Raw genomic sequence first — 22,092 nt, 5'->3', positions numbered from 1 at the left:
AACCGTCTTGTGCCGCGCGGCGATTCGGCCGGCTGAGTGGATCTCGATCTTCGGCCCCGACACCCCGCTCGTCGAGCTCGGGGACATTGCATGCGGTGGCCTTGGATGGGCGCCTCCCGCTTGTGGATTGCTTCAGGCGGAATGGGCGCACAAAACACCAATTGAGGGACAGGGGCCAATTGTCAGTCGGTGTACGGGGCATCAATGACGGTTAGCCCGATGCTTCGTCGCGCTCCTTTGCGCCCCCGTGGAAAAACGATTCGGGGGTCCGCATCGGGGTTGTAATGGGCAGGACATGACTCAAGCGTCAAGTCGGTGGAACATCCGCCGACTTCCCCCCACGTCGCTGAGGTAGGTGGCATTCGATGAGCGGTGCTGTGCCCATACCAGAACAAGCATGGACAGTGGCTACTGCGCCAGGCATGTTCCCCTTCGTCGGTCACGGTCTCACCCTGTTTCGCCGTCCACTGGGCTTTCTGAATTCCCTGTCCGCGCACGGTGATCTGGTCGAGATACGCCTCGGCCCCCAGCGGGCCTGGCTGGCGTGCCACCCGGAGCTGGTCCACCGGATCCTCATGGACCCGCGCACCTTCGACAAGGGAGGTCCGCAGTACGACAGGCTCCGCCCGCTGATGGGAAACAGCCTCGTCACCTGCGGCCACGAGGAGCACCGAGGGCAGCGCAGACTCGTTCAGCCTCTCTTCCAACCTTCCCGCATTGCCGACTACACCACGGTGATGGGCGAGGAGGCCGAGTCGGTCTCCCGTGAGTGGCAACCCGGGGAGAAGGCCGATGTCAGCGCGGCGATGCTGGCGCTGACCACACGGGTGACCAGCCGTGTCCTTCTCTCCGACTCGCTCGACGCCGCGACGTCCGCCGAACTGCGCGACTGCCTGGCCGCCCTCGTCCGGGGCCTGTTCCTCCGCACGGTCGTACCCCTCGCACCCCTGTTCCGCATTCCCACACCTGCCAACCGTCGCTACCGACGCGCGTTCGCCCGCCTTCACGCGATCATCGACTCGGCCATCGACCGGCGTCGGCAGGGCCCTCGTCGCGACGATCTGTTGGGGTCCCTGCTGGATGCCGCGAGAGACGACGGCGGCGAGGCAGTGCTCACCGACCAGGACGTCCACGACCAGTTGATCACGCTTCTGCTGACCGGGGTCGAGAGCACGGCGATGTGTCTGGGCTCCGTCTTCAGCCTGCTGCCCGCTCATCCGGAGGTCGAGCGCCGGCTGCACGCCGAAGCCGACGCGGTACTCGCCGACGGACGGCGGCCCGGCCCGGAGGAACTGTCGCGCCTGGTCTACACCCGCAGCGTCGTCACCGAGACGCTGCGGGTGTATCCGCCCGGCTGGCTCTTCACCCGGACGACCACCAGGGAGACGGAGATCGGCGGATTCCGGCTCCCCAGGGGAGCCACCGTCCTGTACAGCCCCTACCTCCTGCACCACGATCCCGCGTCCTTTCCCCACCCCGACCGGTTCCTCCCCGATCGCTGGTTACCCGGGCAGGCCGCGGCGGTACGGAACGGCGCGCTGCTGCCCTTCGCGGCAGGCAGCCGCAAATGCATAGGCGACACGTTCGCGATGGCGGAGGCCACGCTCGCCGTCGCCGTGATCGCCCGTCGCTGGCGGCTGCGCCCGCTGCCCGGACATGTCGAGCAACCGCGCCCGGCGGCGACCCTCGGACCGAGGGCGCTGGAGATGATCTGCGAACCCCGTGCGCATACGCGGCAGGGGGAAGCGCCGCGACAAGTTCCGGCCGCCCCGAGCAAAGGGACTTCGCACCCCGCGCAATTGTCCCCCGCCGTACCTGCAGACGTCACGTGCACTTCACGCGAAGATCGTTCGCAATCCGGGCCGAATCCCCCCACAACCGGAATTAGGGCGACCACCCGGTTATGGAACTTCCCAAGGAAGGGTGGCGAGGGTGCCTCCGACGAATGACGGGATCGCGGCCGCGTCGCGTCATGCATTTCCGGCCGGAAGCCTGAAGGAACTCATCGAGGCCGAGCTCTACATGCCCTTCCCTTTCCTGAGCAATTCGCATGAACCCGAGGCCACGGCGGGCGTCGACAATTGGTTACGCAATTGCGGGCTGACCGACGACCCCGCGGTGGCGGCGATGATCGCCTACACCCGTCCCGCCGAACTTGCCTCCTACAACAGCCCCACGATGAACGCCGACGTCCTCCAGATCGTGGCCAACCAGATCGCCTACCAGTTCATCTTCGACGACCGGGCGGAAGAGGTCGGCCGACGGTGGCCGAGCCGGCTGCTGCCCATGCTGTGCGAGAGCATCGGCATCCTGCGCGACGACCAACCGCCCAGCACCCTCCTCGGCGCCGCCCTGGCCGATCTCCACCGACAGGTCAAGGACCGCTGCACCCCCGCGCAGGCCGCGCGATGGGCCTGGCACAGCCGCGAGTACGTGCACGGTCTGCTGTACGAGGCGGTGGCCCAGACCGACCCTCTCCGCATACGGATCGGTCCGTGCCGTTCGATACGGTCGCTCATCGCAGGCGTCGAGCCCTTCCACCCCCTGTGCGAGGCGGCACAGCCACGGGAACTGACCCCCGAAGAGCTCTGCCATCCCGCCATGCGGCGCCTGCAGAGGCTGTCGGCGGACGCGGCGGTGTGGATACCCGACCTCTACTCGGCCGTGAAGGAGCAACGGACGGGCGGCGTGATCAATCTGGCGCTCGCCTACCGCTACGAGTGCCGCTGCTCCCTGCCAGAGGCCGTCGTACTGGCGACCGGACGCATCAACAGCGCCATCCGTGAGTTCGAGCGGCTCTACGGGGAGCTCAAGCCGGAGCTGAGCCCCGCCGGCGTGGGCTATGTGGAAGGCATGGCCGGCTGGATCCGCGGCTGCTACTACTGGTCCCGCAACGTGCCACGCTACGCGGACACCGCGGGAGTGCCCGCCACCCCATGAGGTACGGGGCCGCCGCCGCCCCGTGTGGCCGGAGCGGGAACTCCCGTGCCGGGGCGGTGGACTGGTCGCGTTACCCGAGAGCTTCCGAGGGCTGATGACGGGAAGCGGTACGGCACATGGCGTATGAGTTGCGACAACTCACCTCGGGGCATCGGATGTTGATCGAACGTCATCGGCTGACGGTGGCGCCGAGGACGCTCAACATCCACGGGCCTCAAGATCTCCGACTGCTGCCCACATCAGCGGACAAACGCTCCCGCTAGAAGTGAACAGAGCCACCTTGCAAAGCCTGGGATCAGTCGGCACAGGGAAGCACGCTCGAGCATGCTTCGGGGGAGGGCTCGCCATAGAGATGGCGTGGGTAGGGGTGACGCATGCGGATGCGGCCTTTTCCCGCGGCCTTGGCCTCGTACATGGCCTCATCGGCCTGGTGCAGAAGCTCGTCCGGTGAGATTCCCGGGACCGCTGACGCAATGCCGATGGAGGCCGAGACCACTGCATCCGTACCGCCGATCCGATACGGGTTCGTCAGCGCGGCCAGGACTCTCTCGGCGACGTCCCGCGCACGCGAAGGGTGTGTCCCCGCCTCCCCTTCCAGGAGAGCGGCGAACTCGTCGCCGCCGAGACGCGCGACGGTGTCTCCGGCCCGCACTGACGCCTGGAGCCGGCGAGCAGCCTGGACCAGGAGGGCATCGCCCACCGCGTGTCCGGCCGAGTCGTTGACGGCTTTGAAACCGTCCAGGTCCACGAACAGAACAGCGGGCGGGTTTGTGCCGATCATTCCCTTCCTCAGCGCGTGTGCGACTCTGCCAGCGAACAGCGCACGGTTCGGCAGGCCGGTCAACGCGTCGTGGAAGGCCAGGTGTTCCAGCTGTGCCTGCAGCGCGACCCGCTCGGTCACATCGCGGCTGCTGAAGATCATTCCTTCGGTGTGATGGCTGATCGTCGATTCGATGTGGAGCCAGCGCCCGTCAGCCGCCCGGACCCGGCAGGACACGCAGCGGCCGGGGCCACGAGTGCCTGATTCAGCTTCCTGCCTCAGCGCCTCGACAGCTTGCATCAGCGGCGCCAGGTCGTCCGGGTGGCAGTACAGGGGCACCCGCGTGCCCACCAGTTTCTCGGGCCGGTACCCGAACACCGGGTAGACGGCCGGGCTGACGTAGGCGACGCTCCCCTCCAGACTGACAATGGTGATGACGTCGCACGAGCCGTCGACCAGCGTGCGGTAGAGAGCCTCACGGGCTGCGGCTTCTCGCGTGAGGCGCAGATGGTCGGCGTGGGCGATGCCCTGCCGGGCGCTCAGCCCGAGCAGCACGGAACCTGCCAGAACCACCATCACCATGTCGGTGTGGCCACCGGCAAGAGCGTGGGCCGCCATGGCCATTGCGCAGACGACCACGGGGACGAAAGCCGCCACCACCCCGATGACAGGCATCGTCCTCTGGACCTCGAAGACGCTGGCGCCGCCGGGCAGCCACGGCGTGGCGGTGACGAGGAACAACCCGGTGGCCGAGCAGGTCGCTGCGAGGGGAATCCCGCACCAGGTGCCTGGTGCGGGCAAAAGGACGCGCAGAACATCGCCCGCGGTCAGGACGACAAGAGCCGCGGCCGCCACGGTGACTGCCGTGCGTTCTTCGGATGTGAGGCCGAAGCGCAGGGCGACCAGGAGCCCCAGAACCAGAATGTCCGTCACCACGCGTGCGAGATCCTGCAAGGATGCTGACATGTCACCGCTTTGGTCGGCGCGATGCTGCAGAAGAACCCAGCCGACTGTGAGCAGTGAGCCTGCGATCATCCATCCGTCCAGCAGGCGCCGTGACCAGATCAGGGTCGTGCCGCCATCCGCGGCTGCCACCACCAGCCCAGCGACACCGAGCCCCAGACAGACAGTGATCCCGGCTACCGCCAGCAGATGAACCATGGAGTGGAAGCCACCCGAGGACCGGCCGGGAGGCGAAGACAGCTGATCCGCCACAAGGCGATGAAGGCCCCCTGCCGCCACCGAAACAGCCAGCAGCGTGAGGCGAAGACGCACCCTTGCCGTGGCCGTTCGGGCACGTGTAAGGAGGGAAAGGACAGCCAACCCGTGCGCCGCCAGAACCCCCGCGCCGGCGGGAAGGAATACGGCCGTCGGCACACCCCCTGCCACGGCGGCGGCCACCGCGGAACCCGCGCACAGCGCTCTGCCACTGTCGCCTGACCCCTGCACCCAGCCCGAACGAGCGCGGAGCATCGAACGGCCCCCACGGACCCATCCCAGCAACATGCGAGCGAACCCCCCGAGGGTCATCGAGCTCAGAACGGCAGACACACACTGTCCGGGCCGCCAGAGTGAATCAGAGGATAGAAGGATCTATCGCGAAATCCGTATGGGTGCTCAGGACTTCACCTGAAGTAAGGACAGCGGGTGTGGGCTGACGACGTCGGCCGCCTTGAACTGGTACAGGACCGCACCATCCGGCAGGCGGCATTCGGCATCCTGACGGAACGTCCATTTGAACTCCGCGGAGCATGCCTGATCAGTCGGCCGCCGTATTCACGGCCGTGCCCGTACCTTCTCACGACGCGTACCGCACTACCGCTTCCGGATCCCCGGCATCGGTTCTCCCGACGCGCACAGGCCGCATGCCCGCAGCCCCGGCGACACGGAAGAGTGATCCCGGCGCAGGGTTCAACTGGCCTGCCCCATTCGCGCGGTACTCCGATCGACGTGCTGACGAACGGGTCGGGCAACATCTGCTCAGCCGCACGCTCGCCATCGCCGGTTCCGTGAGGTTCTGCCCCGTTCCCGTTCGTTCATCGGGGCGCGCCGAACCAGCAGCCGAGCGCCCGTTCCAGGTCATGCGTGCTGCCATCCGGGCTGCCGGCCCAGCACACGTAGCCGTCCGGCCGGATGAGCATCGGCTCGGTGTCGGCGCCCTGACCCACGCGGTCCACTCGGTCTGACCAGAGGGCGGCGACCTTGGCGAACCTGTCTGCCGGGTCGAGCAGGACGCCGCGCCCGGACCGTAGCAGTTCGTGCAGCCGGGCCAAGCCGAGGAGGTCCATGTCCGGCGCAGGCCGGCCGACGAGCGGATGGGTCTCGGTGCCCGGCATCGGGTAGCGGATGGCCATCCCGGACAACATGTCGGCGAGAGAGTCCCGGACGTCCGGCAGCTGCACCATGGCCGTGAAGATCTCCCTGAGGGCCGCCACGTCCGGGTCACGGGTGCCCGCCCAGTCCATCAGCAGGCTCTGTGCCTGGACGTTGCGCAGCACGGCGGCCCCTACCGGGTGCCGTTCCCTGTGATACGTCTCCAGCAGATTCTCCGGTGCCCAGCCGTGCACCGCGGCGCCGAGTTTCCAACCGAGATTGAGCGCGTCCTGCATCCCGGTGTTCATGCCCTGCGCGCCGAGCGGAAGGTGGACGTGGGCGGCATCGCCCGTCAGGAACACCCGCCCGTGCCGGTACTGTTCGACCTGCCGAGCCGCGTCGGTGATACGGCGGGCGTAGCGCAGTTCGAGCAGATGCACCCGCGATCCGAACACCATGCGCAGGCCATCGCGGATCTCCTCCTCGGTGACCGGGACCACCCTGGGCACCGACCGGCCTGGCCCGCCCAGAGCGAGCCTGCGAAGCGGCCTGCCCTGCGGATCGGTGCCGAGCGGGAACACTGCCGCCCAGTGCCCGTCGTCGCTCCAGGTGTGCGACATCAACGGGTCGGCGCCGCTCAACCGCACGTCGGCGGCGACCACGGTGGACGTGCCCGGTCGACCGGGGAACCCGGCCCGTAACAGTGACCGCACCGTGCTGTGCGCACCGTCGGCGGCGACGAGATACCGGGCGCGGACGGTGGCGCCGTGAGCGAAGGTCGCGGTGACCTTGTCCGCGTCCTGGGCAAGGCCGACCAACTCGTGGTCCCGCCGGACGTGTATGCCGTGCGCGGCGAGGTGCTCTTCGAAGAACCCCTCGATCACCACCTGCGGCACGGACCGCCACGGCAGGCGGTGCCGAGCGAGGTGGGCCGGGAGCGGTATGCCGGCGAAGTGGCCGTCGATGACCGGGTGGTCTCCGGTGGCCAGCAACGGTTCCAGCAGCCCGCGCTGGTCGAGTGCCTCCAGCGTGCGGGACTGCATACCGCCTGCCCTGGACAAGTCGCTGCGCTGCGGCAGCTTGTCGACCAGCACGGTCGACACACCCGCCACCAGCAGTTCGTTGGCCAGCGTCATTCCGGTCGGGCCTGCGCCAACGACGAGCACGTCGGTGTCCATGGTTCTCCCTTGGTCGTGCCGGTCAGGACAGGAGAAACGCTCCACCTGCCGGGCCAACGGAGCCAGAGACCGGCTCGGTTGCGGTGGTATCCGACGTTGCTTAGCTTCGTATCGGTGGAATCCGACTACGACGAGCTGGATCGTCGGCTCGTGCACGCCCTGCAGGTCGACGGCCGGGCCCCGTTCAGCACTATCGCCGAGGTTCTCGGCGTGTCGGATCGCACCATCGCCCGTCGGTACGCCCGGCTGCGGTCGGCCGGGGCGGTGCGGGTGCTCTGCGGCGTCGACCCTACAGCGCTGGGCGGGGTGCTGTGGTTCCTGCGGGTGCGATGCGCGCCCACCGCGTCGGTCCCGGTCGCCGAGGCGCTGGCCAGACGCCCCGACACCTCCTGGGTGAGCCTCAGCTCCGGCGGCACCGAGATCACCTGCGTGGTCCGCGCCGAGAGCGAGGCCGACAGCGAGGCGCTGCTGCTGGTCAACCTCCCCCGCACCCCCCGTGTGGAAGGGGTGACCGCGCACTCGGTGCTGCACGCCTTCTACGGCGGCCCGGACAACCTGATCGGGAAGCTCGGATTACTGGACGAGATGGCGATCGAGCGGCTGCGCCGGCCTCCGGTGTCGAACCGACTGGGACCGGTGCGGCTCGACGACGGCGACCGCAAGCTACTCGCCGCGCTCGCCACCGACGGACGAGCCGGGTTCGAGCAGTTGGCCGCGGTGACCGGTTGGTCGGCGACGACGGTCCGGCGCCGGATGACGGAGCTGCGCGAACGCGGGGTTGTGTACCTGGACATCGACGTCGACTGGCGCATGTTCGACATGGGCAGCCGAACCCTGCTCTGGCTCTCGGTAGCCCCCGCGCATCTGACGGAGGTCGGTCAGGCGCTGGCCGAGCATCCAGAGATCGCGTTCGCCGCCGCCACGACCGGGCCGACCAACCTGTACGCGAGCGTGGTGTGCGCGAACCAGCGGGAGCTGTATCGATACCTGACCACCCGGGTGGCCGCGCTGCCGGCCATCACGCACATCGAGACGGCACCCGTGATCAGGACCGTCAAGCAGGCAGGGCACTGCCGTTCAGGAGATCTGTCCGGTTTGATCACGTGAGGCCGAGGGTGATCAGCCGACCGGATCCCCCGGGGGGGCGGATCCGGTCGCCTTGCGACTGGCGGGCATCCGCGCCATCCTCGAGCGCGGCTTCGGTTCCGTCGCACGCGCCTTCGCCGCTTGGCCGGCGCCCAGACCTGGGCGGGACTGCGGGCTCGGCCCAGCGGCAGACTGCGAGGCGGGGGCACGCCACCCCTTGCGACATCACATGGCACCACATGGCACCACATGGCGCCGTGCAGCACCGCTTGGCGTCATCCGGTGCTGCACGGCGCCATTCCACGCTCCCAAGAGTTCCCAAGAGTCCCCAAGGGGCCTAGAGCGCGCATGGTGCCACAATGACTCAGGTCGACTTCCTTACGTTTCCGCAGTTCAGGGCGCCCAACCTCAAGCCCATCCCGCATAAGGTGCCACTCTGACTTGCGTATGGCGCCATAGTGGTGCCACCATAACGTCATGGACCTCACTCCGTATGTCGACACCCTGCGTCGCGAGCTCGCGGTGGCCGCCGAAGCCGGCGGGGAAGATGCCCGCGAGCTGGCCGAGCGGCTCACCGCTCCTCTGGAGTCGGCCACCCGTCTGACCATGCTCAATGTGCTCTCCGCCGCGATGGACGAGATCACCCGCGAGCTCGCCCCCGGCTCGGTGGACGTACGGCTGCGCGGGCTGGACCCCGACTTCGTGGTGACGCCGCCGCCCGCCGGCGGCGGCCCCGCGGAAGCGGCCGTTGCGCCCGTCGAACCGCTCAAGGCGCAGGCGCCCGCCGACGGCGACGAGGGCGGCATCGCCCGCGTCAATCTGCGTCTGCCGGCCCACCTCAAGGCGCGCGCCGAGGAGGCCGCGAGTCGCGAGGGCCTGTCGGTCAACGCGTGGCTGGTGCGGGCCGTGTCGGCCGCGGTCGACGGCGGCACGCGGCCGCGCACGACGGAGAAGACCCGCACCATCGGACAGAGCTTCACGGGCTGGGTGCGCTAGCCGCGCCCGCGCCCGCCCCACTTCACCCACACCACGTCCCACCAGCGGGGACGACCCAAGGACTCATGAGGACGGTACAGCCATGCCTTCTTTCGACACTCCCGAGCCGATTTCGGCCACCGCCCACGTGTACGCCGGTTCCATCCAGTTCACCGCGAGCGACCGCTTCGACACGGTCGTCGAGGTGCGGCCCCGCGACCCGAAGCGGGACCAAGACGTGCGGTCGGCCGACCAGACCGAGGTCACGTACGCGAGCGGCGTCCTGACCGTCAGGACGCCCAAGCACCGCAATCTCGTCGGGCGCGCCGGCACCGTCGACGTGACGGTCGAACTGCCCACGGGCTCGCGCGTCGACATGACCGGCGCCTGGGCCCAAGTGCTCGGCGAGGGCCGACTCGGCGAGGTCCGGGTGAAGACCTCGTCCGGTGACGTCCGCCTCGACACGACCGGGCCACTCCAGCTGACCGCATCCCACGGCTCGATCACCGTCGACCGAATCGAGGGCATGGCCGAGATCACCACCAGCTCCGGCAGCCTGCGCGTCGGCACCGTCGACGGCCCCGCCGTCCTGAAGAACTCGCACGGCACCACGACCGTCGGCGCCGCGACCGGCGACCTCCGGGTGAGCGGCGCCAACGGCGACATCGACATCGCGCGCGCCGAGGGCTCGGTCGTCGCCACCACCGCCCATGGCACCCTGCGCGTCGCCGAAGTCGCCCGTGGCACCGTCCAGTTGGAGACCTCCTACGGCGCTATCGAGGTCGGCATCCGCGAGGGCACCGCCGCCTGGCTCGACGTCAGCTCCGGCCTCGGGCAGGTGCGCAACACGCTCGCCGCCGCCGAGGCCCCGGAGCAGGCCGAGGACACCGTCGAGGTCCGCGCCCGGACCCGCTACGGCAACATCGACGTGCGCCGCGCCCGGCCCTGAGCGCCGGCCCCGCCAACTCGCCCACTCCCCAGTCACTTCAGCCTTCGAACGGGAGGACTCCATGGCTTCATCTGTCATGCCCACGCCCAGGCGGGGCGGCGGTCCGCAGCCGCCCGCCGCCGTCTCCACCATCGGTCTGCGCAAGTCGTACGGCGACAAGACCGTGCTCGACGGCATCGATCTGCGCATCCCGGCCGGATCCGTCTTCGCGCTGCTCGGGCCGAACGGCGCCGGCAAGACCACCACCGTGCAGATCCTGTCCACGCTCCTCACCGCCGACGGCGGCCAGGCCCAGGTCGCGGGCCACGACGTCGCCACGCAACCGGACGGGGTGCGCGCCGCGATCGGCGTCACCGGGCAGTTCGCCGCGCTCGACGACCTGCTCACCGCCGAGGAGAACCTGCTGCTCATGGCCGACCTGCTTCGCCTCGGCAGGCGTGAAGGGCGATCCCGTACCAGGGAGTTGCTTCAGCGGTTCGACATCGCGGACGTCGCGCACAAGCGGGCCGCGACCTTCTCCGGTGGTATGCGACGCCGACTCGACCTCGCCATGACGCTGGTCGGCGACCCTCAGGTGATCTTCCTGGACGAGCCGACGACCGGGCTCGATCCACGCAGCCGCCGCACCATGTGGGACACGGTGCGCTCGCTGGTCGCCGGTGGCACCACTGTCTTCCTCACCACCCAATACCTGGAAGAAGCCGACCAGTTGGCCGACCGGATCGCCGTGCTCGACGGCGGTCGGATCGTCGCCGAGGGCACCGCGGACGAGCTCAAGGCGCAGATCCCCGGCAGCCACGTACGCCTCCGGTTCACCGATCCCGCCGAGTACGAGCGCGCGGCCGCCGCCTTCCCCGGGGCGGCCCGAGACGACGAGAACCTCGCCCTGCGCGTGGCGGGCGACGCCGGCCTCGACGCGCTGCGCGCCCTCCTCGACCGGCTGGACGCCGCCGGCATCCGGGCCGCCGACTTCTCCGTGCACACCCCGGACCTCGACGACGTGTTCCTCGCCCTGACCGGCCACGGCAGCACCGAAACCGGCACCAGCACCCCGCTTCACGTCAAGGAGACCCTGCGATGAGCACCCTCACCTACGCCGTGCACGACTCGATGACGATGCTGCGGCGCAACCTCAAGCACGCGATCCGCTATCCGGCCGTGGGGTTCGGCGCCGCCCTGACCCCGATCCTGATGCTGCTGCTGTTCGTGTACGCCTTCGGGGACTCGATCGGCCACGGAATGGGCGGCGGCCGGGACGCCTACCTGGAGTATCTGACGCCGGGCATCATCATCATGGGGGTGGCCGCCGGCTCGATGTCGACCTCGATCGCGGTCTGCTCCGACATGACCGAGGGCATCATCAACCGCTTCCGCACCATGGACATCACACGGTCGTCGTTCATGACGGGCCATGTCATCGGCAGCGTCATCCAGACGATGGTGAGCGTCGTCCTGGTCGTGGCGGTCGCACTCGCCCTCGGTTTCCGATCGGACGCGAGCCCGCTCGAGTGGCTTGCCGCCACCGGCCTCCTCGCGGCCATCGCCTTCGCGGTGACCTGGCTGTCGGCGGCGCTCGGCCTGATCTCCAAGACCGTCGAGTCCGCGAGCAACAAGCCACTGCTGGTCCAGTTCCTGCCGTTCCTCGGCTCCGCCTTCGTGCCGGCCGACTCGATGTCACCGGGCCTGCGCTGGTTCGCCGAGAACCAGCCGTTCACGCCGATGACCGAGACGCTGCGCGGCCTGCTCTCCGGCTCGGAGATCGGCAACAACGGCTGGATCTCGCTCGCCTGGTGCGCCGGCATCACCCTGATCGGCTACGTCTGGTCGCGCTCGCTGTTCAACAGCACCACTAAGCGCTGAGAGCCCATCTCTCAACCTCGGTTGATCTCGGACACGCGCCGCGATGGAGGGCCCTGTGCAACGCAGGGCCCTCTGCTCGCAGTGGTCCGGCAGGGGGCCCTGGGCGGCGAGGGGGCCGAAAGACGCCACCCTGATCTGCCTCGCCGGGACGGCGATCATCATGTACGCACTCCGCAGCCGCTGACCCCGAAGCCACCAACGGGAACGCTCAGTTCAGGAAAGCGGCTCCTATTGAGCGGACTCCGCTTATCGCAGCAGTGTTTCCGGCAGGACCGCGCTGGCGCCGCCGTCGACGGGGATGGTGGCACCGTTGATGAACTCGGCCTGGTCGCTCAGCAGGAAGCTGGTGAGGTGGGCGACGTCGTGCGGGGTGCACAGGCGGGGGCTCGGGTAGGCGCGCTGCAGGCTGTCCAGGACGGTGGCGGTGGCCAGGCGCTCGTTGCGCGGCACTGGTACGAAGCCGGGTTCGACGAGGTTGGTCCGGATGCCTTCGCGGCCCCACTCCACGGCCAGGGAGCGGTTGATGCCGCGCAGTGCGGCCTTCGCGGTGGAGTAGGCCGCCATGCCGGCTTCGCCGAATCCGGCATGGATGGAGCCGATCAGCACGCACGAGGCCGGTCGGGTCTCCTGCTCGTGCAGGAGCTGGGCGGCCTTGAGCGCGGAGGTGGCGCCGGCGGCGAACACCTCCTGCATTGCCGCGGGGTCCAGCTTCGTCAGCGGAACGCGGGAGTCGGCGAAGACGGTGTGGACCAGCGCGTCCACCGCGCCGGTCTCGGCGGCGATGGAGAAGATGCGCTCAAGGTCCTCGGGCTTGGAGGCATCCGCCTGGACGGGTGTGACGTGTTCGGTGCGCAGGGAGAGGACCTTCTCGCCCCTGGCCACGGCGATGACGTGCCGCCCGAGCGCTGCCTGGCCGGCGGTGACGGCCTGTCCGATGCCCCCTGAGGCGCCGAGTACGACAACAACGGATCGCATGATCCTCCTTGACGTTCGTCCTGTGAGTGCACCCCCGCCCCCGTCGTGCCGTTGGCGCGCCAGGGAGCGGGAAGGCGCCGACCGCGGGGTCTGGGCCGGGTGATGGCGCCCGGCCCAGGACCGCGCCGGGTTACTTGCCGATGGTGTCCAGCTCGGCGACCGCGTCCGCCGGCAGCTCCAGCTCGGCGGCGGCCACGTTCTGGCGCAGGTGTGCCACAGAGGACGTGCCGGGGATCAGGACAATGGTCGCCGACCGCTGGAGCAGCCAGGCCAGCGCGACACTCTGCGGCGTTGCGTCCAGCTGTATGGCGACCTTGGTCAGCGTCTCGGACTGCAGCGGGGAGAAGCCGCCCAGGGGGAAGAACGGGGCGAAGGCGATGTTCTCGGCCGCGCAGCGCTCCACAAGGGCATCGTCCTGACGGTTGGCCAGGTTGTAGAGGTTTTGCACGGTCACGACCGGGGCGATGGTCTGCGCCTCGGTCAGCTGGGTGTCGGAGGCGCCGCTGAGGCCCAGATGGCGGATGAGGCCCTGCTCGCGCAGTTCGGCCAGGGCGCCGAACTGCGCGGCGATGGACTCGTCGGTTGTGCCCTCGACCGAGCCCAGGCGCAGGTTCACGACGTCGAGGGTTTCCAGGCCCAGATGCTTGAGATTCTCCCGGACCTGTTCCTTGAGGTCCCCGGGCTCCAGGGACGGCACCCAGCCGCCGTCGTCGGTGCGGCGGGCGCCGACCTTGGTGACGATGTGCAGGTCGTCCGGGTACGGGTGCAGCGCTTCCTTGATCAGCTCGTTGACGACGGCCGGTCCGTAGAAGTCGCTGGTGTCGATGTGAGTGATGCCGAGCTCCACGGCGGTGCGCAGTACGGCCAGTGCCTGGTCGCGGTCCTTGGGGGGACCGAAGACGCCGGGGCCGGCCAACTGCATCGCCCCGTACCCCATGCGGGTGAGGTTCAGGTCGTCGGCGAGCGTCAGCGTCTGGAGCTTGGGGGTGGTTGACATGGGAGGTCGTCCTCTCCTGAGCCTCCCGGGCCCATTGGATATCTAACCGGTTAGTTACAAGCTAACCCGGTGCCAGAAGTAAGTCAAAAGTTAGTTACATAGGCTAGTCTCGGAGCATGCCCACGCCACCGACTGAGAACTCTGAGACCTCTGAGACCGCCACCCGCGCGGTGCGCCGCCGCGACTCCTCCGCCACCAAGGAGCTCATCCTGGCGGCGGCGACCACGGAGTTCGCCGAGTACGGCTTCGCCGGGGCGCGCATCGAGCGGATAGCCGAGCGGGCCGGTGCGAACAAGCGACTGCTCTACGTCTACTTCGGCGACAAGGAGAAGCTCTTCGAGGCCGTGCTGGAGAGGCAGACCGCGGAACTGACCCAGGCCGTTCCGCTGCCCGACGGCGACCTGGTCGCCTTCGCCGGCGCGCGCTTCGACTACATGCTGGCCCACCCGGAAGCCGCTCGATTGTCGGCCTGGCGCCGGTTCGAGCGGGTGCAGCCGAGCGAGGTCGAAGGCCGCACCTACCAGGAGCGGGTAGACGTCGTGGCGGCAGCTCAGCGCGAGGGTCGGCTCGACGCCACCTTCCCGGCCGTCGACCTGTTCGCCATGGTGCTGCGGATCACTGAGAGCTGGCTCGATGCCCCGCCCGCGCTCATGGCCACCGTCGGCGAGGCCCCGATGTCCCCCGAGCGCCTACAGGAGCACCGCGCCGCACTCATCGAGGCCGTGCGCCGCGTCACGCTGCCCCGCGAGGCGCTCTGAGCTCGCTAGGACGCCGCCCCCGGCACGCTGGAGCCGGTGTTCCGCGTAAGGGCCGGGGTTTCGGGCTGCTGAGCTGGACTGTTCCTCTACTGGAGGGGTGTCGGCTCGCGGGTGACGGAGTCCGTGCGGTGGTGGTCGGTCAACCCAAGCTGGACCGGGCACCGTGTTGGGGCTGTCGTGTGCCTGGGTCCGCTCGTCACCGAAGCCGACGCCGAGGCGGTCGGGGTGTGGCTGCGGGCTGGGATGCCCGACGACGGCACGCTGCCCGACCGACTCCGTGCGGCCCCCACTCCATGGCAGGTCGCCCGCCTCGACTGACGGGCTACTCCTGGGCGTGCCGGATGGCGTCCAGCACGATATGGGCGATGTGGTCGTCGGTGAGGACGTACTGGATCTCGCGCGCCTGGCGCCGTGCCGTCACGATGCGGGAGGTGCGCAGCACCCGGAGGTGCTGGGAGACCAGCGGCTGGCTCACCCCGAGGGCGGCGACCAGCTCGTGGACGTACTTCCCGCCCTGGGACAGCTCGCGGACGATGCCGATGCGGACGGGCGAGGCCAGTGCCCTCAGGAGGTCACTGGCCGCCTGCAGGGCCCGTATCGGCTCGTCCATCGATGGCGCCGGGGAAGGGGGAGTCGTCGTCACATGCATACATTAGCAAGTGACAATGATTTTCGGTTCGTGAAGTCGGTGGACGGGGCCCTGGTCAGTGATCGTCCCAGTGCCCCTCATGGGCGGCGTGACGGTGGCCGTCGTGCACGTAGTCGACATGGCTCTCGTGCGGCACGGCCACGTGGCCGCAGCCCTCGCCGTGCTGGTGGTCGTGGCCCTCGTGGGCGGTGTGGCTGGCGGTCGCGCACTCGTCGACGTGGCCGTCGTGCGACTTGTGGAGATGGCCGTCGTGCACGTAGTCGGTGTGGTCGCCGTGCGGGACGGCGACATGGCCGCAGCCCTCGCCGTGGGTGTGGGTGTGGTCGTCGTGCGTGCGGTGTTCGGTGGCGGTGGTCATGTCCTGCTCCTGGGTGCGCCGTTCGGCGGTCTGCGGGTGGTGCTGCCGCAGGCCATGCATGTAGAAGTTAATATATAGCAACCCATGCATATGTGAGATGAGGGGGAGCGTCGCGACGGCTGGGATGTGCGGTCAGTCGAGGTCGCGTACGCCGAGCCGCAGGTGCTCGATGTGGTGGACGGCCTGGTCGAGGAGCTGAGCGACGTGGTCGTCGTAGAGGCTGTAGACGATGCGGCGGCCGTCGCGGCGGCCGGTGACCAGGCCGAGGGCGCGCAGCAGGCGCAGTTGGTGGGAGACGGCGGACTGTTCCATGCCGACGGCAGAGGCGAGTTCGCCGACCGGGTAGGGCCGTTGCCGCAGGGTGGTGAGGATCAGCAGGCGGGACGGTGTGGCCAGGGCCTGGAGCGTCGTGGCGACGGAGGCGGCGGTGGCCTCGTCGAGCCGGCCGGCCGCGAGGACGTCGCGGCCGTCGGCGTCGATGTCATCGGCGTGCACGGCTGTGGGCCTCGCGCGGTGGGCGTATGAGCTGGAGCGCCAGCGTGGGCGGCGGTTCGGCGATGCCGGGTCCGCCCGCCCGCGCCCAGCGCAGCAGCTCGTCGGTGCAGTCGTCGTCCGTGGCGAAGCCGACCCAGACGGCGCGGCCCCCGGCTCGCCGCCCGGCGGTCGACGGCTGGACGACGATGACGTTGGCCTGGTCGCAGGGGCCCAGGCAGTCCGTCGTACGGACCTGGAAGCCGTGTTCCGCCGCGCCGGCGCGCAGCCGGTCCAGTTGCCAGGCGTGGTCGGTGCCGGGGTGCTTGCGCGGGTTGCCGCAGCAGCAGCCCCGGCACACGACGAGGGTGCAGGGCCGGGGAGCGGCCGCCCGGATCACGGACCGGTTCACAGGGCGGTCCGGGACGGCACACCGTACGTCCGGATCCGGCCGTCCCGCCAGGCGACGGCCAGCAGGTGCGGGCCCGCCCAGGCCAGCGCCGCGACCGGCGCGCCGGTGCCGTCCAGTTCGCGCACCGGCCGCAGGCGCGCCTGCGGCCGCCCGGCCGTGGCGTGCCACAGGGCGACAGTGCCGTCGGCGCCGCCGCTGGCCAGGTGCCCGGCGGCACCCGGCCGCCAGGCCAGCGCGGTCACCGTCTCGTGGCAGCGCAGCGAGCGCGGTGCCGTGCCCTCCGGTCCCTTGCCGGCGAAGTCCCACACCGTGACGTCGGGCGCGCCGTCGGCCGCCAGCCAGAAGCCGGTGTCGTCGAAGGCGAGGCGGGAGACCTTGTCCGGGTAGCCGGACATGGTCAGCTCGCCGCCGTCGCGCGCTCTCCAGATGTGGATGGAGGCGTCCTGGTTACCGCTGCAGATCCACTTCCCGGTGGGTGCGACGGCGAGCGCGAGGTGCGAACCAACGTAGGGATAGGTGGCGACCGGCTTCTCGGTGTGCCGTTCGTGGCAGCGCACGGCCCCATACGCCGCCACGGCCAGGCGTCGGCCCTGGCGCATCCAGGCGAGGTCGGTGACGGTGGACGCGGCGGGCTCCGTGCGCCACAACTCGGCTCCCTCCGCGTCGAGTACGAGCGCACGACGGCCGGAGGCGACGGCGACCCGTGCGCCGTCGGCCCAGGCGGCGGCGGCCGACCAGGCACCGGACTCCCGCACCTTCGTACGTCCGTCAGAGCGGCGCCACAGTGCGTGACCCATGGGGCCGGTCGCCACCAAGTGCCCCGCATCCGGGGAGAGTGCGATCTTGAGCGCACCTCCGGGAAGGTCGAGCGACCCGATCTCGGCACCCATCGCCGCGTCGAAGACCTTGACCATCCCCCCGGCCGCCGCGACGGCGACCAGATCGCCCCGTGCAGTGAGTGCGACGGGTGCGTCGTCGACTCCGACTTCCCAGGCGAGCGGGGACTCCACAGTCGTACTCACGCGGCCGCTCCCGCGGTGGCAAGGCAGTCGGCGAAGCCGCGCTCCAGCGCGGCGCGGTCGAGGTCGCGGCCGATGAAGACGAGCCGGTTGCGCCGTACTTCGCCCTCCCGCCAGTCGCGTCCGAAGGTGCCGTCCAGCAGCATGTGCACGCCCTGGAAGACGTACTGCCTGGGCGCCCCGGCGATGGCGAGGATGCCCTTGGAGCGGAACAGGTCGACGCCCTTGGTGCGCAACAACTGGCCGAGCCAGCCGTTCAGCCGGTCCTCGTCGAGCTCGCCCTCCAGCTCGATGCCGACCGAGGTGACGGTGGTGTCGTGCTGGTGCTCGGTCTCGGCGAGGAAGGAGGGATCGTCGGCGAGCACTCGTTCCAGGTCGAACGCGCCGACGTCGAGGACCTGTCGGAGGTCGATCTCCGCGTGCTGGGCACGCAGGATCTGCACCGGGGCGTTGATCGACCGTACGCGGGCCTCGACCTCGGCGATCGTCTTCTCGTCGGCCAGGTCGGTCTTGTTGAGCACGACCCGGTCGGCGAAGGCGATCTGCTCGACGGCCTCGTTCTCCACACCCTCCGGCTTGACTTCGTCCAGGTGCTGGAGCACGTGCGCGGCGTCGACGAGGGTGACGATGGCGTCCAGCCGCAGCTGGGAGGCGATCTCGTCGTCCATGAAGAAGGTCTGGGCGACGGGTGCGGGGTCGGCGAGGCCGGTGGTCTCGATGAGGATGTGGTCGAACTTCTCGCGCCGGCGCATCAAGGCGCCGAGGATGCGTATGAGATCTCCGCGCACGGTGCAGCAGATGCAGCCGTTGTTCATCTCGAAGATCTCTTCCTCGGCGTCGAGGACGAGCGCGTCGTCGATGCCGATCTCGCCGAACTCGTTCTCGATGACGGCGATCCTCAGGCCGTGGTTCTCGGTGAGGATGCGGTTGAGCAGGGTGGTCTTGCCCGAGCCGAGGAAGCCGGTCAGGACGGTGACGGGGACCCGCTCGTCGCGAGGTTCCGGGGTGGTCAAGTCAATCTCCTAGTCGTGCTGTTGAGGGGCCAGCAGGGCGACCCGCAGGTCGTCCTCGGTGATCTGGTCGGCGGGGCGGTGCAGGGTCCAGCGGCGGGCCTCGCCCTCCATCGGCAGCACGGCGACGACCGTCTCCAGCGGTGGGCAGCCCGGTTCGGTGCAGGCGAGTTGGCGGACCATGACGGCGGTGTCTTCGTCGAGTCCGAGCAGGGTGCGCACGGTCTCCTTCAGCTCGCGCAGGTGCGGACTCGGCCCCTTGGGTCCGGGGCGCGATCCCAGTGGCATGGCGGTTCTTCTCCTTCGTCCCCGGATGGCCGGCATCCGTCTGCGGCCGGCAGATGGCCCGGACACCGGTGAGTTCGACGGTGTGCTCGACCGCGGCGAAGCCGGTGTCGGCGGCGATTCGGCCCGCCCGCTCCTCGACGACCTCGGAGTCCACCGGGCGGCTGCGGCCGCAGTCAAGGCACATCAGGTAGCGGAGTCCTGGGCCGACACGAAGTCCTGGCAGCCCTCGAGTGCGCGCGTGACGGCTTTGCGCTGGCGTGTCATCCGGCCGCCCATGGCACATCACTCCTATGGCTCGTAACTCCTGCGGCTCGTAACTCTGCGGGCTCGTAACTCCTGTGGCTCGTGCGGAGTCGACACTCCCCACCGTAGATGAAAATGAAACCCATGTCCATATGAATCGTCGATCATGTGTCTCCGTGTGACGTCTCCCGCGTCAGCAGTGCCGTCCAAGTCAGCGGTGCCGTCGAAGTGGTCGGACGGCAACGGCCCGCCGCACCTGCGCGGGTGCGGCGGGCCGTGGGGTGCAACGGGTCAGCGGCGGCCCTCCGCCCGGGCCCGGGTCCAGGCGGCTTCGCGCAGCAACCGCAGGCCGTTGAGGCCGACGATGACGGTCGAGCCCTCGTGGCCGAGGACGCCGAGGGGCAGCGGCAGGGTGGCGGCCAGGTCCCAGACGACCAGGCCGGAGATGAACACGGCGGCGATGGCCAGGTTCTGCGCCACCAGGCGGCGCGCCCGCCGGGAGAGGGCCACCACGGCGGGCGCGGTGGCGAGTTCGTCGCGGACGATCACCGCGTCGGCGGTCTCCAGTGCCAGGTCGGATCCGGCCCGGCCCATCGCGATGCCGGTGTGGGCGGCGGCCAGGGCGGGCGCGTCGTTGACGCCGTCGCCGACGACCAGCACCTTGCGGCCGGCCTGCTCCAGTTCCCTGACCGCGGCCACCTTGTCCTGCGGGAGCAGTCCGGCGCGGACGTCGGTGATGGCGACCTCGGCGGCCAGGCGGGCGGCAGCGCGGGGGTTGTCACCGGTGAGCAGCATCGGTGCGGTGCCGGCGAGCACGGTGAGGGAGGCGACGGTGGCCCTGGCGTCCGGGCGCAGGCGGTCGGCGACGCCCAGGACTCCAGCCGGGGCGCCGTCGGCCACCACCAGGACCGCGGTGCGCCAGCTGTCCTCCAGTTCGGCGACGGTGGCGGTGTGCGCGTCCTCGGCGTCGGACAGCAGCCGGGCGGGGGCGCCGACCGCGATCTTGCGGCCGTCGACGGTGGCGGTGACTCCGACGCCAGGGGCTGAGGTGAAGTCCTCAGCGACGGGCAGGGCGAGACCACGGGTGCGGGCGGCGTCCACGACGGCGCGGGCCAGCGGGTGCTCGCTGGGGTGTTCGGCCGCCGCGGCAAGGACCAGCAACTCCTCCTTGTTCACGCCGGAGCCGGGCAGTGGCCGGATGTCGGTGACGGTCGGGGTGCCCTCGGTGAGCGTGCCGGTCTTGTCCAGGGCGACCGCGTCGACCTGGCCGAGGCGTTCCATCACCACGGCGGACTTCACGAGCACGCCGTGCCGCCCGGCATTCGCGATCGCGGACAGCAGCGGCGGCATGGTCGCCAGCACCACCGCGCACGGCGAGGCGACGATCATGAAGGTCATGGCCCGCAGCAGCGAGCCGGTCAGCGCGGCGCCGAATGCGAGCGGCACCGCGAACACGGCCAGCGTGGCCGCCACCATGCCGATCGAGTAGCGCTGTTCGACCTTCTCGATGAACAACTGCGTCGGCGCCTTGGTCTCCGACGCTTCCTCGACCATCCGTACGATGCGGGCGATCACCGAGTCGGAGGCGTCCCGCTCGACCTTGATGCGGAGTGCGCCGGTGCCGTTGAGGGTGCCGGCGAACACCTCGTCGCCGGGTTCCTTCGCCACGGGCAGCGGTTCGCCGGTGATGGTGGCCTGGTCCACCTCACTCGCCCCGTCCAGCACACGGCCGTCGGCGCCGATCCGTTCGCCGGGCCGCACCAGGACGATGTCGCCGACGGCGAGATCCGCGCTGGGCACCGTCTCCTCACCGCCGTCGTCGCGCAGCCGGGTCGCGGTGGCCGGGGCGAGGTCGAGCAGGCCGCGCACCGAGTCGGCGGTGCGTGCGGTGGCCAGGGCCTCCAGTGCGCCGGAGGTCGCGAAGATGACGATCAGCAGTGCGCCGTCCATCACCTGGCCGACGGCCGCCGCCCCCAGTGCGGCCACGATCATCAGCAGGTCGACGTCGAGGGTCTTCTCCCGCAGCGCCTGCAGTCCGGCCAGCGCGGGCTCCCAGCCACCGGCGGCGTAGGCGAGCCCGTACAGCACGCCCCAGATCCAGGCAGGTGTGCCGGTCAGCTGCAGGGGGAGCGCGAGCAGGAACAGCACCGTGGCCGCTGCGGCCCAACGGGCCTCGGGCAGCGCGAAGACCCGGGTCCGCCGCCGTGGGGCGGCATCCGGGCGCGCGGTCGCGGCGGTCGCGGGCCGCTCGGTCAGGGTGGAAGACATGACGAGGAACCCTTCATCAGGGCAGGACATACCGACCTGTCCACCATACAGGTACATATGAAGAGCTCTTCAAGTGTTGCTTGTATGATGGCCGTCATGGGCCATGGAGCAGCTCCCGCCGACAACCCCGTCCCGCGCACCCGCCTGGACGCGGACAGCGCCGCCCGCGTGGCCACCACCCTCCAGGCACTGGCCACACCTTCCCGGCTGCTGATCCTCTCCCGCCTGCGCGAAGGCCCGTGCGCCGCCACCGAACTCGCCACCGAGGTCGGCATGGAGCAGTCCGCCTGCTCCCACCAGCTGCGGCTGCTGCGCAACCTTGGCCTGGTCGTGGGCCGCCGCCAGGGCCGCTCGGTGATCTACGCGCTCTACGACGACCACGTCGCCGAACTCCTCGACCAGGCCGTCTACCACATCGAGCACCTGCGCCTCGGACTCAGCGACGCCACGGACGCGGACCGCGCGGAGGAGGCCACGCTGGGCGTGACCCGCTGACCAAGGGCACGGCCTGCGCTCCCGGCGGAAAGACCTGGAGGGGGCGCCCTACGCCGACGGGGTGCTGCCGCTGCACGACTGCCGCACC

The 22,092-nt window shown here is 69.9% G+C and carries 22 protein-coding genes; 10 read left to right on the top strand and 12 right to left on the bottom strand.

Annotated elements, in window-relative coordinates; genetic code table 11:
• Positions 1–422: 422 nt before the first annotated feature.
• Positions 423–1,949, top strand: coding sequence for a cytochrome P450 (locus tag ASC56_RS08960; RefSeq protein ID WP_107309215.1), 1,527 nt, complete (start codon positions 423–425; stop codon positions 1,947–1,949).
• Entirely contained in the window at positions 1,933–2,940 is a 1,008-nt protein-coding gene (locus ASC56_RS08955; RefSeq protein WP_234376892.1) for a (-)-alpha-amorphene synthase, read from the top strand. The genes ASC56_RS08960 and ASC56_RS08955 overlap by 17 nt, the downstream gene beginning before the upstream one ends.
• Before the next feature lie 295 nt (positions 2,941–3,235).
• Here ASC56_RS08955 and ASC56_RS08950 read toward each other — a convergent pair whose 3' ends face one another.
• Together ASC56_RS08950 and ASC56_RS08945 are read right to left on the bottom strand one after the other, a co-directional pair.
• On the bottom strand, positions 3,236–4,861 hold the full coding sequence (locus ASC56_RS08950; protein WP_055490726.1) for a sensor domain-containing diguanylate cyclase: 1,626 nt from the start codon (positions 4,859–4,861) through the stop codon (positions 3,236–3,238).
• Positions 4,862–5,736: 875 nt separating this feature from the next.
• Positions 5,737–7,191 (bottom strand): FAD-dependent monooxygenase, encoded by a 1,455-nt coding sequence (locus tag ASC56_RS08945; RefSeq protein ID WP_055490725.1) that lies wholly within the window; start codon positions 7,189–7,191, stop codon positions 5,737–5,739.
• Between the two features lie 114 nt (positions 7,192–7,305).
• Here ASC56_RS08945 and ASC56_RS08940 point away from each other — a divergent pair, with 114 nt between their 5' ends.
• From ASC56_RS08940 to ASC56_RS08920, 5 genes are all read left to right on the top strand, one after another.
• Entirely contained in the window at positions 7,306–8,298 is a 993-nt protein-coding gene (locus ASC56_RS08940; RefSeq protein WP_055490724.1) for an Lrp/AsnC family transcriptional regulator, read from the top strand.
• Positions 8,299–8,754: 456 nt separating this feature from the next.
• A complete protein-coding gene (locus ASC56_RS08935; RefSeq protein WP_055490723.1) occupies positions 8,755–9,273 on the top strand; it encodes a toxin-antitoxin system HicB family antitoxin in 519 nt (172 codons plus the stop codon).
• A gap of 82 nt (positions 9,274–9,355) precedes the next feature.
• Complete coding sequence (locus ASC56_RS08930) at positions 9,356–10,201, top strand: DUF4097 family beta strand repeat-containing protein (RefSeq protein ID WP_055490722.1); 846 nt, start codon at positions 9,356–9,358, stop codon at positions 10,199–10,201.
• A 76-nt stretch (positions 10,202–10,277) separates the two neighbouring features.
• Positions 10,278–11,282: an ATP-binding cassette domain-containing protein gene (locus ASC56_RS08925; protein WP_055490721.1), complete on the top strand. Its 1,005-nt coding sequence runs from the start codon at positions 10,278–10,280 to the stop codon at positions 11,280–11,282.
• On the top strand, positions 11,279–12,061 hold the full coding sequence (locus ASC56_RS08920) for an ABC transporter permease (RefSeq protein WP_055490720.1): 783 nt from the start codon (positions 11,279–11,281) through the stop codon (positions 12,059–12,061). Before ASC56_RS08925 ends, ASC56_RS08920 begins: the two co-directional genes overlap by 4 nt.
• Positions 12,062–12,307: 246 nt before the next feature.
• Here ASC56_RS08920 and ASC56_RS08915 read toward each other — a convergent pair whose 3' ends face one another.
• On the bottom strand, positions 12,308–13,036 hold the full coding sequence (locus tag ASC56_RS08915) for an SDR family NAD(P)-dependent oxidoreductase (protein WP_055490719.1): 729 nt from the start codon (positions 13,034–13,036) through the stop codon (positions 12,308–12,310).
• A 130-nt stretch (positions 13,037–13,166) separates the two neighbouring features.
• Positions 13,167–14,033: an oxidoreductase gene (locus ASC56_RS08910; protein WP_055490718.1), complete on the bottom strand. Its 867-nt coding sequence runs from the start codon at positions 14,031–14,033 to the stop codon at positions 13,167–13,169.
• A 116-nt stretch (positions 14,034–14,149) separates the two neighbouring features.
• Between ASC56_RS08910 and ASC56_RS08905 the strand changes: the two genes are divergently transcribed.
• Both ASC56_RS08905 and ASC56_RS41125 read left to right on the top strand, forming a co-directional pair.
• Complete coding sequence (locus ASC56_RS08905) at positions 14,150–14,791, top strand: TetR/AcrR family transcriptional regulator (protein ID WP_079102382.1); 642 nt, start codon at positions 14,150–14,152, stop codon at positions 14,789–14,791.
• Positions 14,792–14,968: 177 nt separating this feature from the next.
• Positions 14,969–15,109: a hypothetical protein gene (locus tag ASC56_RS41125; protein WP_199835948.1), complete on the top strand. Its 141-nt coding sequence runs from the start codon at positions 14,969–14,971 to the stop codon at positions 15,107–15,109.
• Positions 15,110–15,113: 4 nt separating this feature from the next.
• Here ASC56_RS41125 and ASC56_RS08895 read toward each other — a convergent pair whose 3' ends face one another.
• The 8 genes from ASC56_RS08895 to ASC56_RS08855 all read right to left on the bottom strand — a co-directional run bounded on the left by ASC56_RS08895 (position 15,114) and on the right by ASC56_RS08855 (position 21,509).
• On the bottom strand, positions 15,114–15,401 hold the full coding sequence (locus ASC56_RS08895) for a helix-turn-helix transcriptional regulator (RefSeq protein ID WP_234376891.1): 288 nt from the start codon (positions 15,399–15,401) through the stop codon (positions 15,114–15,116).
• A gap of 94 nt (positions 15,402–15,495) precedes the next feature.
• A complete protein-coding gene (locus ASC56_RS08890) occupies positions 15,496–15,798 on the bottom strand; it encodes a hypothetical protein (RefSeq protein WP_055491052.1) in 303 nt (100 codons plus the stop codon).
• A gap of 132 nt (positions 15,799–15,930) precedes the next feature.
• On the bottom strand, positions 15,931–16,278 hold the full coding sequence (locus ASC56_RS08885; RefSeq protein ID WP_055491051.1) for a metalloregulator ArsR/SmtB family transcription factor: 348 nt from the start codon (positions 16,276–16,278) through the stop codon (positions 15,931–15,933).
• 1 nt (position 16,279) lies between these two features.
• A complete protein-coding gene (locus tag ASC56_RS08880) occupies positions 16,280–16,681 on the bottom strand; it encodes a (2Fe-2S) ferredoxin domain-containing protein (protein ID WP_234376890.1) in 402 nt (133 codons plus the stop codon).
• Positions 16,678–17,703: a WD40 repeat domain-containing protein gene (locus ASC56_RS08875; protein ID WP_055490716.1), complete on the bottom strand. Its 1,026-nt coding sequence runs from the start codon at positions 17,701–17,703 to the stop codon at positions 16,678–16,680. The genes ASC56_RS08880 and ASC56_RS08875 overlap by 4 nt, the downstream gene beginning before the upstream one ends.
• On the bottom strand, positions 17,700–18,713 hold the full coding sequence (locus ASC56_RS08870; RefSeq protein ID WP_055490715.1) for a GTP-binding protein: 1,014 nt from the start codon (positions 18,711–18,713) through the stop codon (positions 17,700–17,702). Before ASC56_RS08870 ends, ASC56_RS08875 begins: the two co-directional genes overlap by 4 nt.
• A 9-nt stretch (positions 18,714–18,722) precedes the next feature.
• Positions 18,723–18,998, bottom strand: coding sequence for a hypothetical protein (locus ASC56_RS08865; protein WP_055490714.1), 276 nt, complete (start codon positions 18,996–18,998; stop codon positions 18,723–18,725).
• Positions 18,999–19,532: 534 nt separating this feature from the next.
• Positions 19,533–21,509, bottom strand: coding sequence for a heavy metal translocating P-type ATPase (locus tag ASC56_RS08855; protein WP_055490712.1), 1,977 nt, complete (start codon positions 21,507–21,509; stop codon positions 19,533–19,535).
• Between the two features lie 96 nt (positions 21,510–21,605).
• On the opposite strand from ASC56_RS08855, the gene ASC56_RS08850 reads away from it, so the two are divergent.
• Entirely contained in the window at positions 21,606–22,004 is a 399-nt protein-coding gene (locus ASC56_RS08850; protein ID WP_055491049.1) for a metalloregulator ArsR/SmtB family transcription factor, read from the top strand.
• The last annotated feature ends 88 nt before the right edge of the window (positions 22,005–22,092 follow it).

This window comes from Streptomyces sp. TP-A0356 (assembly GCF_001417775.1).
In the GTDB taxonomy this organism is placed as follows: Bacteria; Actinomycetota; Actinomycetes; order Streptomycetales; family Streptomycetaceae; genus Streptomyces.
This window is presented reverse-complemented; position numbering and strand designations above follow the sequence as displayed.

Excerpts from the sequence above, each read along its gene's own strand:
- ASC56_RS08865 (WP_055490714.1), bottom strand. The coding sequence starts at position 18,998 with ATGCCACTGGGATCGCGCCCCGGACCCAAGGGGCCGAGTCCGCACCTG.
- ASC56_RS08855 (WP_055490712.1), bottom strand. The coding sequence starts at position 21,509 with ATGTCTTCCACCCTGACCGAGCGGCCCGCGACCGCCGCGACCGCGCGC.
- ASC56_RS08915 (WP_055490719.1), bottom strand. The coding sequence starts at position 13,036 with ATGCGATCCGTTGTTGTCGTACTCGGCGCCTCAGGGGGCATCGGACAG.
- ASC56_RS08910 (WP_055490718.1), bottom strand. The coding sequence starts at position 14,033 with ATGTCAACCACCCCCAAGCTCCAGACGCTGACGCTCGCCGACGACCTG.
- ASC56_RS08960 (WP_107309215.1), top strand. The coding sequence starts at position 423 with ATGTTCCCCTTCGTCGGTCACGGTCTCACCCTGTTTCGCCGTCCACTG.
- ASC56_RS08935 (WP_055490723.1), top strand. The coding sequence starts at position 8,755 with ATGGACCTCACTCCGTATGTCGACACCCTGCGTCGCGAGCTCGCGGTG.
- ASC56_RS08850 (WP_055491049.1), top strand. The coding sequence starts at position 21,606 with ATGGGCCATGGAGCAGCTCCCGCCGACAACCCCGTCCCGCGCACCCGC.
- ASC56_RS08945 (WP_055490725.1), bottom strand. The coding sequence starts at position 7,191 with ATGGACACCGACGTGCTCGTCGTTGGCGCAGGCCCGACCGGAATGACG.
- ASC56_RS08905 (WP_079102382.1), top strand. The coding sequence starts at position 14,150 with ATGCCCACGCCACCGACTGAGAACTCTGAGACCTCTGAGACCGCCACC.
- ASC56_RS08925 (WP_055490721.1), top strand. The coding sequence starts at position 10,278 with ATGCCCACGCCCAGGCGGGGCGGCGGTCCGCAGCCGCCCGCCGCCGTC.
- ASC56_RS08890 (WP_055491052.1), bottom strand. The coding sequence starts at position 15,798 with ATGACCACCGCCACCGAACACCGCACGCACGACGACCACACCCACACC.
- ASC56_RS08895 (WP_234376891.1), bottom strand. The coding sequence starts at position 15,401 with ATGGACGAGCCGATACGGGCCCTGCAGGCGGCCAGTGACCTCCTGAGG.
- ASC56_RS08930 (WP_055490722.1), top strand. The coding sequence starts at position 9,356 with ATGCCTTCTTTCGACACTCCCGAGCCGATTTCGGCCACCGCCCACGTG.
- ASC56_RS08920 (WP_055490720.1), top strand. The coding sequence starts at position 11,279 with ATGAGCACCCTCACCTACGCCGTGCACGACTCGATGACGATGCTGCGG.
- ASC56_RS08950 (WP_055490726.1), bottom strand. The coding sequence starts at position 4,861 with ATGGTTCATCTGCTGGCGGTAGCCGGGATCACTGTCTGTCTGGGGCTC.